The organism is Halopseudomonas sp. (genome assembly GCF_047631575.1).
Lineage (GTDB): Bacteria > Pseudomonadota > Gammaproteobacteria > Pseudomonadales > Pseudomonadaceae > Halopseudomonas.
Map to the genome: position 1 here is coordinate 98,626 of NZ_JBLIAB010000005.1, position 16,207 is coordinate 114,832.

Sequence of the window (16,207 nt, forward strand, 5' to 3'; positions counted from 1 at the left end):
CGCAACCTGAAGTAAAATGATCGAAGGCCTGCAGTATACCGCCCAGGCATTGCAGGTGACAGTCCGGGCTCAGCCGGCTAGGCTATGTTTTTCTTTATTGTTGAGCGCCCCTATGCAGCTATTGAACGCCGCCCTGCTGCCTACGGACATGTCCACTCTGATAGTCATTACGTTAGTCGTTGCAGCCGCCTGCACCTCAGCCATCACTGCGGCACTGGGAATTGGCGGCGGCGTGATGTTACTTGGTCTGCTGGCCGTGATGTTACCACCGGCAGCCATCATTCCAGTTCACGGCATGGTTCAACTGGGCTCCAATGCAAACCGGACACTCATGACTCTGCGCCACGTCAACCTTGAGACCATTGCCTGGTTCGCGCCCGGAGTCATTCTAGGTGCCTGGCTGGCAAGCCTGTTTCTGATCGAGTTGCCCCTGCCGCTAATACAGCTTTGCATCGCGGGATTCATCCTGCTGTTGTGCTGGGGGCCAGCGATCCCTGCCGTCGCGACGGGTCGAGCAGGAACCCTGCTCGCTGCAATACTTACCAGCTTCATCAGCCTTTTTGTGGGTGCTACAGGCCCACTCGTTGCCGCATTCGTGAAACAGCAACAGCATGGACAGCGACTCCCTACAGTGGCCACCTTTGCGGCAGCGATGACCCTGCAGCACGCACCAAAAGCACTGGTATATGGCGCTGCCGGCTTCATATTCAGCGAGTGGATCGGACTCATTTTATTGATGATAACAGCTGGAACGCTGGGTACATGGGTAGGTTTGCGCTTGCTTGAGCGTCGCTCGGATCTGCGTTTTACTCGAGTGTTCAATCTACTGCTGACATTGCTTGCCCTTCGACTCATCTGGCAGGCATTCTCAGGCTGGTTAGGCTAAAGAAAGTAAACGCCGCTGCAGAAAGTACCCATGCGGTCGATAAACTCATATGACCCAGTCAGCACAGGCGGCCACCAACCCCGATGAGTGAATTTCAACCCACGCAAAAAATTGAACCCGTTGCTTCTGGCTTGCCGACAAAACCAGCGCGCGACCCACTTGCACGAATACGTGCCACCGATCTGTACTGGATTCAGCTGAAAGCAATCTATAAGGGCAGGCTGATCGCGCAGCCCGAGCGCCTCGCCAAGGTCACGGTTTATCAGGACAGGGCTGGCCACCTGGAAATCTATCGCTTGCACGTGCAGTTGGAAGAAGAAACGCTTGCAGAAGGTTCTAATCACCTTGATGTGCTGATCGACCACCGAAACAGGCGTGTGCGCTTTGCACCCGTGAATACACTTCGAATACAACCGGCACAACGGGGCATCGGTGGTTTTTTGCTGGCTCAACTGATCGAGTGGTGTCAGCGCCACTATAGCGACTATGCGGTCACCCCCATTGTGCTACAAGCGGACGAAGCGGTGAACGACGAAGGCCGACACATCCGCGACAAAATGCTCAGCCGTGCCGGATTTGAGTTAAGCCTGCCCGAAGACGCCGCCGCAGCCGGACATGCCAGGGCAGGACGCGTGGACGACCTGATCAGCCAATGGAATACCGAGCGTGTCGGGGTGCTGCACGTAAGCTCCCTGCTCAAGCAATTGCGCGAACAGGAGTTGCTGAACAACAAACAATCCGCGCAAATGGCTCAGCTGCAAAGAACAATCGACCAATATCGGAGTAACGATACGGGTCAGCGTTTTGCCATCGGCTGTCTGATTGTGTTCGCCGTATTTCAGGCGTTGATGTTGCTATGGATAGTCTTAAGCTGAGCGCCCGCCCAGGCTGGCGCAGAACAGTGGCTGATACTGCCGGCACTGCGCTGCACTGAGGACAAACACACCCTGTCCTCCCTCGCTTAATCTCACCCACTCAAAATCCACTTCGGGCCACTGTGCCATGACGTGAACCATGCTGTTACCCACCTCAACGACCAGTACGCCATTTTCAGTCAGATGGTCGGCCGCCTCAGCCAGCATCCGACGAACCAGGTCCAGCCCGTCAAAGCCGGCGGTTAATCCCATCTCAGGTTCATGCAGGTACTCCTCCGGCAAATCGGCCATATCTTCGGCATCCACATAAGGCGGATTACTGACGATAAGATCGAAGCGCTCACCTGGCATACCTTCAAACCCGTCTGACCAGCGTGCTTCAACGCGGTCCTGAAGGCCGTGGGCCTCTATATTGCTCTCGGCAACTGCCAGAGCATCAGCAGACAAATCGGCCAACACGACTTCAGCCTCGCCAAAAGTATGCGCACAGGCGATACCGATACAACCACTGCCGGTACACAAATCCAGAATTCGCGACGGATCACTCTCCAGCCAGGGTTCAAACTTATTGGCAATTAACTGCGCTATCGGCGAGCGCGGCACCAGTACACGCTCGTCAATCAGGAAATCGTAGCCGGCAAACCGTGCGTGACCCGTGAGGTAGGCAGCGGGTATGCGCTGTTCGATACGTCGCTGAAGCAATACAACGATCAGGCTGCGTTCGCTTTCAGTGACGCGGCAATCAAGATATGCGTCAGGGGTTTCCCATGGCAGATAAAGTCCGTGCATTACCAGCAACCGCGACTCATCCCAGGCATTATCCGTACCGTGACCGAAGAACAGACCCTCCTGATGAAAGCGGCTGACGCCCCAACGTATAAAATCCCTTATTGTCGTCAACGCGATAAGTTCATGCATGGCTGCTGTTCTCGGTAAGCTATAAGACCGTCATTCTACCCTCCAAGCAGCCCGAAACTACTGATACACTTCTATTTTTATGATGTGATCGATCCCCGATGAGCAACGAACCAACAAATCCAGACGACTTCGACCTGTTCCGCCAAGCAATTAAAGGTGCCCGACAGATCACCGTAGACCAGGCTGATACGGGTAAGCCCCGGGCCGATAGCGCGCGCATAAAGGCCGCCCGACAGCTCGCCGTTCGGCCCGACAATCGGTTGCGCGTCGACGGATTGTCAGACCAGTTTGTTATTGATGTAATGCCCGAGGAAGAACTCGCCTGGACAGCCAACGGCGTACAGGAAAGCCAGTTACGCAAACTAAAGAGCGGACAGATACCATTCGAGGGCTCGATCGACCTCCACGGCATGACAGTGGACAAGGCGCGTGAGCTATTGTGGGAATTTCTTGCCGAGGCCAACACAATAGAAATACGCTGTGTGCGGGTAACCCATGGCAAGGCACAACGCAAAGACGGTCGCAATCCAATCTTGAAAAGCCATGTAAACACCTGGTTGCGGCAGCATACCAAGGTGCTCGGATTCACCTCCTGCATCCCGCGTCACGGCGGCACTGGGTCGGTATACGTGTTGCTCAAGCGCACAATGCTCGAGGGCCGGGACGAGTAGACCCTCGAGCCTGCTACTTCAGATGCAGGTAGATCCGCCGTCTACCGGAAGCGCAATCCCGGTAGTAAAACCAGCACCTTCCGAGCAAAGATAAAGGACTGCTGCGGCTATTTCTTCCGCCTTACCAATCCGACCCACGGGATGCATAGCAGCGGCAAACTCGGCTTTGCGTGGATCGAGCGCGGCGGCGCGGCGGAACATCTCGGTATCAATGACGGCAGGGCACACCGCATTGACCCGAATGCCCTTCTTGCCATATTCCACGGCTGCAGAGCGCGTCAGGCCCAATACCGCATGCTTGCTCGCGCTATAAATACTCATTTTCGGCGCTGCACCCAAGCCCGCAACCGAGGCAGTGTTGACGATCGCCCCGCCGCCATTGGCCAGCATCAACGGAATCTCGTGTTTCATGCACTGCCAGACACCTTTGACGTTCACGTTCATGATGTTGTCGAAGACGTCTTCGCTGCCATCAGCCAACTTGTCCTGCTCGATCTCGATACCCGCATTATTGAAGGCGCAATCCAAACGCCCGTAGTGACTGATGACAGCCTCCATCAGCGCCTTCACCTCGTCAGCAACGACCACATTACACGGGACGAATACAGCATCTCCACCAGCTGCCTTGATGCCTTCTACAACCGCGCGACCGCCTTTCTCATCGATATCCGAGACTACCACGCGAGCGCCTTGAGCAGCGAACGCTTCGGCGGTCGCCTGACCAATGCCTGCTGAACCACCGGTAACCAATGCGACCTTGCCGCTGAACGTCATACTCATATCGCCTTCACTCCAGACCGTTTTATCCATTTAACTTGCCAGTGATAGTATCAGTTGAAAGGTCAGAATCAACGACGACTGCGCTCCTCAAGGTATTCCACTACAGCCTGCTGTTCTCCACTGAATACCACACGCTCGTCCTTGCCACTGCGCTGGTAGGCATACATGGGATCGTAATAGTCGGTCAGCAAGCCGGCAATCCAGTCCCGGTGAGCATCAACATCACCAGAACGCCGCTGCTCAGCCAATGCATACTCCATACAAGCCAACAACGCTTGCTGCTTTTCGCCCCCAAGGCGCTTGCGGATGCGCAGCAAACCACCGGTCAGATGCTCGGCAAACAGGTCAAAAGCAGTCTCTGGGTTCTCGGGGTGCAGAGCACTAAATTCAGCATGCATGTCCACCACATAATCGCCCAATATTCGAGTGACGCGATTTACAAAGCTGTCTTCCAGCCAGATCAACGGTGCTTGTTGCATGAGCCGAAAAAGTTCCAGGGGTACCGTGCAGCTTCCGACCATGCGCCCTTCATCCTCAAGCACCAGATCCGCAAAGCCCTTTTCGGTGGCGTCCAGGGCTTCGATTGCCAAGGCATTTTCGAAATCAACCTGATTGGGCTGAGGTGTGGCATGACGTCCGAAACTGGATCCCCTGTGATGCGCGTGGCCTTCCAGATCAAGGCTATTACCCAGCGCCGCTATTACTTCAGTCTTGCCAGTACCAGTCAGCCCAGCAACTATATTGAGAGGTAGATCGTGTACAGCTTTCTCAAGACTGTCGATCAGAAAGCGTCGCATGGCCTTGTAACCGCCCACCACACGCGGATACTCGATACCTGCTTCAGCCAGCCACTGCTGCACCAGTTGTGAGCGCAGGCCACCTCTAAAGCAATACAGGTACCCCTCGGGATTGGCCGCGGCGAACGCGCTCCAGGCGGCAATGCGTTGCTCCTTGATCTCCCCATGAACCAATTTATGACCCAGGGCGATCGCTGCATCCTGACCTGAATGCTTGTAGCAGGTGCCGACCTGCTGTCGCTCGGTATCGATCATAAGGGGTTGATTGACTACCCCAGGAAAGGCGCCTTTGCTGAACTCCACTGGAGCGCGCACGTCCATCATGGGAACGGACTGCAGAAAGAGACGACGAAAGTCGTCAGTATTGGCGCGCATCAGAGGACCTCAACCCAAGGACCGCCGTCGACCTCGACGCATTCACCGATTGGCTCCAGTTCGAAGCCACACTCGCGCGCAATGGCCAGAAACTCTGACTCTCCCGACGGGTCCACTGCAACGAGTAAGCCGCCACTGGTTTGCGGATCACACAGCAAGTCACGCCACGCCTCCGGCATGGCGCCGATCTTGTGTCCGTAACTGTCGAAGTTGCGAGCCGATCCTCCTGGCACGCAGCCCTGCTCCAAGTAATAAGCGACACTCGATAAGCGAGGCACGCGGCTCTCTTCAATGCGCGCCTTGACCCCCGAGCCTTCGGCCATCTCAGCCAGATGGCCCAGCAGGCCGAAGCCTGTCACATCAGTCATCGCCTGCACCCCAGGCAACGCGGCAAAACGCACACCAACACTATTGAGCTGGCACATAATATCCCGAGCAACCCCGGCATCTTCAGCACGCAATTTCTTCTGTTTTTCGGCCGTGGTCAGAATACCGATACCCAGCGGCTTGGTCAGGTACAGTCGCGCTCCCGGCCGGGCCTGATCATTGCGCTTAAGTCGGCTACGCAACACGTGGCCGGTAACGGCTAGCCCGAAAATCGGTTCAGGCGCGTCGATCGAGTGACCACCGGCCAGCGGCATGCCAGCCTCAGTGCACACTGAACGCGCGCCCGCGATGACCTGACCTGCAATATGCGCGGGCAACAGATTAATGGGCCAACCCAGAATCGCGATAGCCATGAGTGGCGAGCCGCCCATTGCGTAAATATCACTGATCGCATTGGTAGCGGCAATACGCCCGAAGTCGAAGGCATCATCGACAATCGGCATAAAGAAGTCGGTCGTGCTGACAATCCCCTGCTCATTATCGAGCCCGAAAACTGCTGCATCGTCACGGCTGTCATTACCCACCCACAGCTGAGGGAAAGCGGGGCCGGCTTCTCCAACAGCGAGGATTTCGTCTAGTACCTTGGGCGAAATCTTGCAGCCGCATCCAGCCCCATGACTGTATTCAGTCAAGCGCACATTCTCGTTCATTCTGCTCTCCAGCATTGGCCACAATGCCGCCGATTTTAGCACGTTGCTGAAGCTCAGGGTTTACCTTGCTCATAGCGGTCGAGCGTGTCGCTAGCGACGATACGACCGAGCTCAATAAGTTCCGGTGCCCGCTGGAAATCAAAGAATCGGCACAGGCGCTTTGGGACGTCGATCACGATATCAGGTGGATAACCGGCAATCTTGTATTGGGTCAACGAAGCTTGCATTGCCTCAAAAGACATGTTTATCAACTCCAACAAACTAGCGGGTCCGGCCGGAACCTCCGACACCAGCGGTATAGCCGTCCTAGTCTGCTGGGCTGATGCTGGTGCCGGCCCTCGCTGCTCTCGCTCGTCAACCACCACTTCCGCTTCGGGCTCGGTGAAAAAATCCAGATCATCCATGCTGGTATCGCTCACCCCTTCGCTGAGCATGCGCCAATTACGCATGCTCAGCGTTTCCATCCATTGATCCCATTGCTGACGCATCGGCGCGGGACGTTCAATCACTGGCAGGGTGTAGCCGTTATTTCGCGTACTGTTGAGATTGACCGCAATGATCAGATCACAGTGGGAAGACACTACCGGAACGATCGGTAACGGGTTAAGCAAACCGCCGTCGACCAATACCCGACTGCCGTGGCGGACCGGCGAAAAAAGACTAGGGATCGCTGCAGAGGCGCGCATAGCTTGATGCAGGCAGCCTTGTTGGAACCATACTTCCTGCTGATTGGTAAGGTCCGTTGCTACCGCGGTAAACGCGATGGGCAAATCCTCTATGCGCTGTTCACCCAGGATCTCACGGATGCGCCCAAACACCCGTTCACCGCGAATCGCCCCCATGTTGCCAAAACCGATGTCCAGCAATCGCAGTACATCTAGGTAATCAAGGCCTGATACCCACTCGCGGTACTCCTGCAGCTTACCCGCCGCATGCATTCCGCCCACCACGGCGCCCATCGAACAGCCGGCGATGCAGTCAATGACATAGCCGCGACGCTCGATCTCCTCAATCACGCCAATATGAGCATAGCCGCGCGCCCCACCGCTACCCAGTACAAGTGCTACTCTTTGCGTCATTGGTTTTCCTGTTGCATATCGATGTCGATTGACGACGAAAGCCTGTCTGAGCATGATGCCCAGATGTCTTCCGGCGCATAAGGTACTCCGTGCTTACTCCCCGCGTAATCCTCTGGTTAAAATGGGTTCTGCTCGTTTTGCTTATTTTAGTGGCAATCAGCACTTTTGCAGGTTGGGCACTCTATGGTGCGCAGCCCAAGCGAAGCGGCGAACTCAACATGCCGGGGCTTAGCAAATCCGTATCCGTCTACTATGACGCCTGGGGGGTGCCTCATATCGACGCTCAGAACGATCTAGACGCGTACCGGGCTCTCGGTTTCATACACGCCCAGGAACGTCTGTTCCAGATGGATATGTTACGCCGGATCGGCGCCGGCAGACTGTCAGAGATATTCGGCATAGAATCGCTTGAGACCGACCAGTTCTTCCGCTCTCTGGGTATCAGTCAGTTTGCCCGCCGTTATGCCCAATACCTGCATACGCAGGCTGATGAACCTCATGTAAAACTGATTCATGCCTATCAAGAGGGCATCAATCATTATATCGATCAAGGGGGGCGGCCGTTAGAATACAGCATGTTGTTTACCCGCCCGGATTATTTCACGGAAGAAGACATTGCACATGTGATGGGTTATATGGCTTATTCCTTTGCCGAGGCATTTAAAACCGATGCCTTGACCGATCAGGTCCGCGGTAAACTGGGCCAGCGCCATGCCCAGGACCTAGTACCAGGCTGGCCGGATAATCTTCCTCCGCGGAGCACGCCCCAAAAGGCCTCCGTCGAAGAAGCAAGTACCGTATGGGCAAGCACATTATTGAGCCAGATATCCAGAGTTGAAAGCAGTCTTCCTGCAGGCCGGTTTCTAGGCAGCAATGCCTGGGTCGTCAACAGCAGCCGCAGTCATAGCAAAGCTCCCATGCTGGCCAACGATCCACATATCGGGTTCGCTGCACCGGCAGTCTGGTTCGAAGCCCATATCCGCACTCCTGAGCATGAGGTATACGGTCATTTTTTGGGTGGAATTCCCTTCCCCTTGCTGGGCCAGACGCGCACTCATGCATGGGGTCTGACCATGCTGATGAACGACGAGATCGATTTTTACCGCGAACGTGTCAATCCCGATAACGCAGAACAGGTATGGGTCGCAAGTGAGGGCTGGCAGGACCTGACGATTCACGAGGAGGTCATCAAGATCCGTGGACGGGAGGATCGTCTGTTACGGCTGCGCAGCTCCCAACACGGACCTATTATTAATGATCCAGTGCCTCAAGTCAGCAAGCCACCAACAGACCCATCGCCACCGGTGAGTCTCTTCTGGACTTTTCTTGATCCGGCCAATGATTCAGCTAAAGCGTTATACGGCCTTTCCCGTGCGCAAAACATGCAGGAGTTTGAACAGGCAGCCTCAAACCATACTTCGCCTGGTCTTAACCTGATCTACGCCGACACCCAGGACAACATCGCCATGTGGGCCATCGGGCTGATCAAGCGTTGGCCCAAAAGCAATAATGGATTCAGTCTCCTCAACGGCAGCATCGCTGATGACGCATTCAGGGGTTATCAGCCATTTGCGTCTAATCCCCGGGTGATCAATCCGGCGCAGGGCCATATTTTCAGCGCCAACAATCCCTATGCCGAGAGTAATCCAAGGCGTCGCCTTCCAGGCTACTATGCTCCCACTGAGCGATTCGCCCGACTTGGGGAATTACTCGATAACGACAACACCTTTGATTTATCACAGTTCAAAACCATGCAGCTGGACAGCGTTAGACCTCAGGCGCTAGCCATGCTGAACGATGCGCTACCGCTGTTCGACGATCAGTTGCTGAGCGTCGATCTGCGTGCACCTGCCGCAAGAGCGGCTACTATCTTGGCTGAGTGGGACGGCAGTTTTGGTCGTGACTCAGTTGGCGCAGCCTTGTTTCAGCGCTGGCAGGATTATTTGCTTGAAGCATTATTTGCTGATGAGCTTGAGGAAAACTTTGAAGTGTTTCGGAACACCCTCATGGCCGAAAAAAGTCTCTTCAGCCTGTACTGGAAGCCCGCCTCAGCCTGGTGGGATAACCGGCAGCAACCCGTTATGGATGGTCGGCAAGCTGCAATAGAGCAGGCCTGGATAGCCACAATAGAAAGCCTCTCCGACGATCTCGGAATCGAGACCCAGAACTGGACCTGGGATAAGCTCGCTGTACTGCAACACAAGCATCCACTGAGCGACCGATTCCCCTTCGCAGGTTTTCTTGATAGCGACCCAACCCCGGTTGATGGTGGACGAGAAAGCCTCAACAGCATGACTTTCGAAAGTGGGGGCCCGATGTATCACATCAAGGCAGGTCCTTCTACCCGGCGCCTGATTGACCTCGCAGACCTCAATGGCACACTGAGCATAAGCCCCATGGGTCAATCAGGTTATCCACTGGACCCCCATTACTCTGATCAAGCAATGTTGTACAACGAAGGTCGATACCGTAGTCAGCTATTTGACTGGGTGGCAATTAAGGCATTACCCGATCAGCTGCTTATGCAACCAACGAGGCCCTAGCCCCCTTAATCTCGGCTCAGAGCTTCTCAATTTTCACGCCGATATCCGGCAGCGGCTGATCTATTTCCAGCCGGGCTGGACGAATACCGAGATCAACCAGACGCTGCATGACTGTCGGGGCCTGATGACCACTTATAGAGATACGCACCCGTGTATCCGAACGAAGCATTCTGTTGACGAGGTTCAACCAGACTTCGGAGCCCTCATTTAACGGAACGTCTGTAGACAGCTCTGCTGCTTCCAGCTCGAGACCTGGCAGCACTAATTTGCCGTTCGTATGCAGCAACTTGAGCAAGGTCGATGGCGTGGGGTACAACGGCTCCAGTATCGGTTCCTCTGGCGTAAACTGATCGATATGCAGATACACCCTACGGTTACCACCGGTAATTGCGTAGACACTTACCAGTTGCCGGGGATCCTCATCGATACTCAGAGCAAGATAGATCTGATTGTCGTCTGGCCCATTCAACCTCGCGTTATCAAGCACTTCGTTAGCCCATAAACTGCTGGGTCCGCACGCTCTGCCTTCGCAGAAAAACAACATGCTATGAGGCCTATTCAGCAGTTGGTCCATGGCGTGATTAAAGGCTTCAATCTGCGAATGACCACCGGGGATCTCAAAGGTAGCTCTTACCAACTTGCCTCTCCTACGCACTTCTTTCTCAGCCCGCATGCGATTGTTTACCTTGCGCACAGAACCAATAACCACCCCGTGATCGGTGTTCGCTATCAGCTCGGAATCACTAATGCGGGCGCCAGGAAAAGGGGCGATCATTAGCGGCTCGGGAACCGTTGCCGAGCCGGGAAACGGGCCGATCAATACCTGCTCAGGGACCGTTGCGGCCACGGCAAGCTGAGTCAGCAGCAACAACCCTGTACCCAAGTTAACGGGCAGAAAAAACGCTTTGAATGACATCGATACTCCAGAACATATAATTCGGTCCAGCGTATCGCGACGCCCGCATAGGGAGCATCGAAAATCACGCCAGATTGGCGAAAAAACTGTCAAAAATCGTTGCGACTTCCTCGGCCTGCTCTTCCAAATGCAAATGGTGACCGCCATCCAGGTCATGCCGAGTAATGTGACTAAAGCGATCAATACGCTCAACCACTTGTGGATGTTCATGCATTACACCCTGGTTGGCCAGCACCAGACACACAGGCGAGGTTATGGCCTCGACAAAGGCAACGGCATGCTCGCTGGTCAGACGCATGGGTGAGGGTAACATCAATTGCGGATCCGTACGCCAGGTCCAGCCCCCGTGCTCGGGCATCAACCCGCGCTCTACCAATAGCGAAGCAGCCGCGTGGCTGAGTGCCGTACTGCCTCCCTGTGCACGCGCTTGAATAGCCTTTTCAACAGTGTCATATACAGGTTTGCGCTTATCGACGAGCGCGAGACTGGCATCAAAAAAACGCGCCATCTGTTTAGGCGCCTCTTCGGCCTTGGAAGTAAAAGGCAGCAGACCGTCTATCAGGCATGCACCCATGATCCGGTCAGGCAGACTCCCAGCCAGAATACCGCTGATTATCGCGCCCATTGAATGGCCGAGCAGGGCAAAACGCTTCCAGCCAAGGCTCTCTGCCACCTGTAAAACCGTCGCTGCCTGTTGCCAAAGACTATAACCGGCCGCAGGCATGTGTCCGGAGAGACCATGGCCGGGCAGATCCAGTGCCACCAGATAAATACCCGACAGATGCGGAGCAAGTCGATCAAATGTGGCTGCATTATCCAGCCAGCCGTGCAACCCGATTACCGGCAAACCATCGGGATCGCCCCATACCTTGGCGGCTACTTCTAGCGATGGCAGGGAAAAACGTACTTCGTGGCTGCTTGCAAGCATAAATGACTGTCCTGTCTGGCGATCGGGTGAAGGACTACGGCAATGATACTAACAACACCTACGCCGCAGGGAGCGCCAATCTAAGGTGTCTGACCGGCCGGGACAAGCAACGAGAGCACCATGAATAGCCACATATAATTCTGAGCTACTGCTCAACTGCTTATGGGCTATTTGAGGGGAACCACGGCCATGGTAAGGCGGCAAATACACGTCATCTCGCCAGCCTCGTTATGCAGGCGAATATCCCATACATGGGTTGTCCGGCCGAGATGAATAGGACGAGCAGTCGCTGTAACCCTGCCATTGCGAACGGCCTTGAGATGGTTAGCATTAACCTCCAAGCCAACACAATAAAACTGCTCCTTGTCGATACACAGATAGGAAGCAGTGCTGCCGAGTGTCTCTGCCAGTACCACCGAAGCGCCGCCGTGGAGTATCCCGTAGGGCTGATGGGTACGCCGATCGACAGGCATGCTGGCGGTGATCCAGTCGTCGCCTGAGTCTTCGAAACGAATATCCAGCAAGGTGTTGATATTCTCCCCACCGTGCAGAACATCGAAATCAATTTTCTGTTTCCAGATAGCCACCACTGCTCTCCTCTATTACTCTAAGGTTGCCTGATACCTGTTTCGATAGCGCGTTCAATTACTATTGATCCTCCTGCCAGACAACCTGTTTGCCACTCACAGACCAATCCTCGAATTGATCCTGATAAGTTGCCTCGACGACATTACGTTTGATCTTGAGCGTCGGCGTTGTAAAACCATTCTCGACTGCCCAGACATCCTTTACGACCACCAGACAGCTCAATTGCTCATGACGTGCGAGACTTGAATTGACCTCTTCTAACAACGCCGCCAGTCCTTGCTTGAGTTGCTGGCGATTGTCCTGCGCCTCATGTACGCCAGCGTCGGAGAGTTGAAGCAGTGCCAGAGGCTGTGGCAGGTTATTGCCTACGACGCAGACTTGCTCTACTCGATTATGCGCCGACAATAGATTCTCAATGGGCGCAGGAGCCACATACTTGCCTTTGGATGTCTTGAAAATGTCCTTGATCCGTCCAGTTAAACGCAGGAAACCTTCGTTATCTATTTCGCCGATGTCCCCGGTGCGCAAGAAGCCCTCAGGGGTAATCGTCTCGGTAGTCTTCTCAGGCTCTTTGTAATAACCCATCATGGTTCCGTTACTGCGCACGAGCAGCTCGCCCTCTTCCGACAGCCGACACTCGACGCCCGGATTAGGCAAGCCGATCCAACCCTTCTTGTACCGCGTCGGGCGGCCCAGGTGTGAATAGCCACAATTTTCGGTCATGCCATACACCTCTGCAATATTCAGACCCAGGCTTTGATACCAGGCCATGGTGCTATCGGCAACGGGCGCGGCGCCACATACCGCATAGCGAATTTGATCAAGGCCCAGACCAGTGAGCACCTTACGACCCATCACGCGGCCAACCAGCGGGATCTTGAGCAACGTATCCAGGACCCGGGCAGGAATCTTGTTGGTGACGCCAATATGGAATTTAACCCATATACGCGGCACACCAAAAAACACAGTTGGGCGAGCCCGCTGCATGTCCTGCTGAAAAGTCTCCAGCGTATCGGCAAAATAGATTGTTTCGCCGGCCAACAGCGAGGCAATCTCAACAAACTGGCGCTCAGCCACATGGCATAAGGGCAAATAGGACAGCAGCCTGTCTTCATCGCTGATATTGAACAGGCGCAGGCAGTTGTTGGCAGAAAAAAACATGTTCCGAAAGCTTAACATCACCCCTTTTGGCATACCGGTGGTGCCTGAGGTATAGATTATCGTCGCCAGTTGCTCCGGATCGGGTAGCGGTGAGCCCTGCAAAGGCTGATTATTGTCGAGCATATCCTGCCACGGCTGCAGCTCGGCGTCCTCGGGCGCCAAAGGCAGCCCCAATCGCGGCAGATTGGCCGCGATTCCCGGACGCATGATGTTCCACTCATCGAGCTTGCCAACAAAAACGGCTCGCGCCTCGGAATGATCGAGTATCTGCTTGACAGCGTCAGCCGTCAGATTGGGATATAGCGGCACCGATACATGTCCTGCCATCCAGATCGCAAGATCCGTCACGATCCAGTGCGCGCAATTTTTAGAAATCAGGGCGATATGACTGTGGGGAGGAAAGCCCAGACTGAGGAGATAGGTAGCAACGCGGCGCGCCTGGTCGCCCACCTCGCGCCAACTGTATTCACGCACCTGTCCTCCAGCCAAGGGCTGAACCAGATACGTCTTGTCCGGGTGTAGCTGCTCGCGCCGATAAAAGGCTGCCAGCGCGGTAGCATTGGTCGACTTGCCCTGCTCTTCCATGACAACACCTCGATCTGCTTTCTTTTTTTTATTGGAACGGACAGCATGCGATTCGCTACCCTTGATTCACTATCCCATGCCAGCAAAGTCGGAACAAGGCGAAAAAGGCACATAAAATGATGCCAATGCTGCCAGTATGCAGACCTGAAATCAGTCGGAGAGTTCGGCAGGACAGGTGAGCAACAATAATTGACCGATACCCGCTGCAGGAAAGTCCATCTGGATACACGCAAGGCCGGCGGTGGGCATTGGGTGATGCGCCCCCTTATATCCATCAACCAGTAAGCTGATCAATTGGCCAAGCAAAGGCTGGTGACTGACCAGGAGTAGATTTTGCTCAGCACGCTCGGCAAGAAAATCCAGTACATGTCGTGGCTCGTCTTCGGGCGTGAGCCAGGCTGCGGTGGCAATGCCCTTTTCCCGGGCTAGGTGCTGGGAAACAATCGCAGCGGTTTGCTGAGCCCTCAGATAAGGACTCGCCAGAATGGTGTCCAATTGCTTTCCCTCAAGCAATCGAGCAACGGCTGCAACCTCGACCCGCCCCTGCTCGGTCAGTGCACGCTGAGGATCACTGATCGCCATCGCCTCAGCCTGACCGTGCCGCAAAAGCCAGATTTTCATTTGACCTCGGGGGCTACGGGTTCTGGCTCCTGCGTCGTTGGAGCGACAGGCTGCCACTGCGCAAGGCTGTCCGGCCATTCCATAAAGGGCCAGGGCTTCTGGTCGCTGACAAAGGTGACATAACGGCCGATCTGCCAGGCGTACTGGGACAGGCTGTTGCCAAAGCCGATGAGCCGGGGCTTGGCTTCGCCAGTAAATAGCCTGAACCCCAGCTGCAGAAGCGTAATGGCTATCAGCAGGAGCTCAGTTACCTGCCAGGCGAGAGCCAGCAAGAGGGTATAGATCACTCTGAGCCAAAAATCGGCAGAGGTGACTGCGCGTTTGAAAGCATCCATCAATTACTCCTTTTCCAGGGGGGTGCAGGACATAAAAGCAGAAAATTCCACATCGTCCTTCTGTTCCGCACTCATCAGCCGTCCAATCACGGCATCAAGCGGTTGCTGTTCAAAAAGTATGGCGTGAAGCCCTGCTACTAGGGGCATATAAACCCCCTCTTCGTCTGATTTCTGTTTCAACACCTTGAGCGTATTGACGCCTTCAGCTACCTGCCCGAGCTGCGCAACGCTCTCGTCCAGTGTCTTGCCCTGCCCGAGAGCGAAGCCTACCTGGTAATTGCGTGAAAGCGGTGACATACAGGTAACTATAAGGTCTCCGACTCCGGAAAGACCCAGAAAGGTCAATGGACTGGCGCCCATATGTACCGCAAATCGAGTCATCTCTGCCAGCGAACGAGTAATCAACATGCTTTTGGTGTTTTCACCCATCCCCATCGCTGCAGCCATACCGGATATGATCGCGTAGACGTTCTTCAGCGCACCACCAAGCTCAACACCATATTTATCCTGGCTCGCATAGACGCGCAGACGCTTGCTACCAAGAACATCTTGCGCCCTGGCGCACAACCCCTGGTCTTCGCTTGCCACCACCGTGGCAGTTAGCGCCCCGGCAGCAATTTCCTTAGCCAGATTGGGCCCCGACAATACCGCCACCCGCGCGTGCGGAGCCTCAAGCTCAACAATTTCGCTCATCATCAGAAAACCTGGCTGTTCGATTCCCTTAGTGGTGCTGATCACATCCTTGCCAGCCAACGCAGGACCGATTTCGCGCAATACCGAGCGAAAAGCACTACTCGGGATCGCCAGAAATACCATATCGGCAGCGGCTACTGATGCCGCTATATCCGTACTGATTTGTAATCGCGGATCCAGCCTGAAACCAGGCATATAACGCTTGTTTTCATGCTCTTCCATGATCTGCGCAGCCACTTCTTCATCGCGCAGCCAGAGCGTGACCGGCACACCCTGAGCAGCCATGAGTCCGGCAAGTGTTGTACCAAAGCTGCCGCCGCCCAGTACGCATACCGATATTTTTTTGTCAGTCATTCCATTTCCTTCAGCTTGGAGTTGCTGCCAGTATAATTGTCCATCAAGACAAAGGGTTGATTGAA

16 protein-coding genes are annotated in these 16,207 nt (G+C 54.8%); 4 read left to right on the forward strand and 12 right to left on the reverse strand.

The annotated features are described in order from the left end of the window. Nucleotides 1-112 precede the first annotated feature (112 nt). Together ACJAXR_RS10920 and ACJAXR_RS10925 are read left to right on the forward strand one after the other, a co-directional pair. Nucleotides 113-886: a TSUP family transporter gene (locus ACJAXR_RS10920; protein ID WP_415058302.1), complete on the forward strand. Its 774-nt coding sequence runs from the start codon at nt 113-115 to the stop codon at nt 884-886. Between the two features lie 83 nt (nt 887-969). Beyond that, nucleotides 970-1,761, forward strand: a complete 792-nt coding sequence (locus tag ACJAXR_RS10925) for a hypothetical protein (protein WP_415058303.1) — start codon at nt 970-972, stop codon at nt 1,759-1,761. On the opposite strand, the gene prmB is transcribed toward ACJAXR_RS10925, so the two are convergent. After that, a complete protein-coding gene (gene prmB, locus ACJAXR_RS10930) occupies nt 1,753-2,679 on the reverse strand; it encodes a 50S ribosomal protein L3 N(5)-glutamine methyltransferase (RefSeq protein ID WP_415058304.1) in 927 nt (308 codons plus the stop codon). The genes ACJAXR_RS10925 and prmB overlap by 9 nt on opposite strands. Nucleotides 2,680-2,777: 98 nt before the next feature. Here prmB and ACJAXR_RS10935 point away from each other — a divergent pair, with 98 nt between their 5' ends. Then, the gene (locus tag ACJAXR_RS10935) at nt 2,778-3,350 is read left to right on the forward strand and encodes a Smr/MutS family protein (protein WP_415058305.1); all 573 of its coding nucleotides are present in this window, start codon (nt 2,778-2,780) and stop codon (nt 3,348-3,350) included. Between the two features lie 18 nt (nt 3,351-3,368). Here the strand turns inward: ACJAXR_RS10935 and ACJAXR_RS10940 are convergent, their stop codons facing one another. From ACJAXR_RS10940 to ACJAXR_RS10955, 4 genes are all read right to left on the reverse strand, one after another. Continuing rightward, on the reverse strand, nt 3,369-4,130 hold the full coding sequence (locus ACJAXR_RS10940) for an SDR family oxidoreductase (protein WP_415058448.1): 762 nt from the start codon (nt 4,128-4,130) through the stop codon (nt 3,369-3,371). 68 nt (nt 4,131-4,198) lie between these two features. After that, nucleotides 4,199-5,302 carry a tRNA 2-selenouridine(34) synthase MnmH gene (gene mnmH / locus ACJAXR_RS10945; RefSeq protein ID WP_415058306.1) on the reverse strand — a complete coding sequence of 368 codons (1,104 nt, stop codon included), beginning with the start codon at nt 5,300-5,302 and terminating at the stop codon, nt 4,199-4,201. Next, on the reverse strand, nt 5,302-6,339 hold the full coding sequence (gene selD / locus ACJAXR_RS10950) for a selenide, water dikinase SelD (RefSeq protein WP_415058307.1): 1,038 nt from the start codon (nt 6,337-6,339) through the stop codon (nt 5,302-5,304). The genes mnmH and selD overlap by 1 nt, the downstream gene beginning before the upstream one ends. A 53-nt stretch (nt 6,340-6,392) precedes the next feature. After that, nucleotides 6,393-7,418, reverse strand: a complete 1,026-nt coding sequence (locus ACJAXR_RS10955; RefSeq protein ID WP_415058308.1) for a patatin-like phospholipase family protein — start codon at nt 7,416-7,418, stop codon at nt 6,393-6,395. Nucleotides 7,419-7,507: 89 nt separating this feature from the next. Between ACJAXR_RS10955 and ACJAXR_RS10960 the strand changes: the two genes are divergently transcribed. After that, entirely contained in the window at nt 7,508-9,961 is a 2,454-nt protein-coding gene (locus ACJAXR_RS10960; protein WP_415058309.1) for a penicillin acylase family protein, read from the forward strand. A gap of 16 nt (nt 9,962-9,977) precedes the next feature. On the opposite strand, the gene ACJAXR_RS10965 is transcribed toward ACJAXR_RS10960, so the two are convergent. From ACJAXR_RS10965 to ACJAXR_RS10995, 7 genes are all read right to left on the reverse strand, one after another. After that, the gene (locus ACJAXR_RS10965) at nt 9,978-10,877 is read right to left on the reverse strand and encodes a DUF4892 domain-containing protein (protein WP_415058310.1); all 900 of its coding nucleotides are present in this window, start codon (nt 10,875-10,877) and stop codon (nt 9,978-9,980) included. Nucleotides 10,878-10,941: 64 nt separating this feature from the next. After that, nucleotides 10,942-11,805 carry an alpha/beta fold hydrolase gene (locus ACJAXR_RS10970; protein ID WP_415058311.1) on the reverse strand — a complete coding sequence of 288 codons (864 nt, stop codon included), beginning with the start codon at nt 11,803-11,805 and terminating at the stop codon, nt 10,942-10,944. A gap of 167 nt (nt 11,806-11,972) precedes the next feature. Then, nucleotides 11,973-12,392 (reverse strand): hotdog fold thioesterase, encoded by a 420-nt coding sequence (locus ACJAXR_RS10975; RefSeq protein ID WP_415058312.1) that lies wholly within the window; start codon nt 12,390-12,392, stop codon nt 11,973-11,975. A gap of 61 nt (nt 12,393-12,453) precedes the next feature. Continuing rightward, nucleotides 12,454-14,139: an AMP-binding protein gene (locus ACJAXR_RS10980; protein ID WP_415058313.1), complete on the reverse strand. Its 1,686-nt coding sequence runs from the start codon at nt 14,137-14,139 to the stop codon at nt 12,454-12,456. Between the two features lie 150 nt (nt 14,140-14,289). Then, nucleotides 14,290-14,760 carry a phosphohistidine phosphatase SixA gene (gene sixA, locus ACJAXR_RS10985; RefSeq protein WP_415058314.1) on the reverse strand — a complete coding sequence of 157 codons (471 nt, stop codon included), beginning with the start codon at nt 14,758-14,760 and terminating at the stop codon, nt 14,290-14,292. Further along, complete coding sequence (locus tag ACJAXR_RS10990; RefSeq protein WP_415058315.1) at nt 14,757-15,095, reverse strand: DUF4389 domain-containing protein; 339 nt, start codon at nt 15,093-15,095, stop codon at nt 14,757-14,759. The genes sixA and ACJAXR_RS10990 overlap by 4 nt, the downstream gene beginning before the upstream one ends. A 3-nt stretch (nt 15,096-15,098) precedes the next feature. Continuing rightward, nucleotides 15,099-16,142: an NAD(P)H-dependent glycerol-3-phosphate dehydrogenase gene (locus tag ACJAXR_RS10995; RefSeq protein WP_415058316.1), complete on the reverse strand. Its 1,044-nt coding sequence runs from the start codon at nt 16,140-16,142 to the stop codon at nt 15,099-15,101. Between the last annotated feature and the right edge of the window lie 65 nt (nt 16,143-16,207).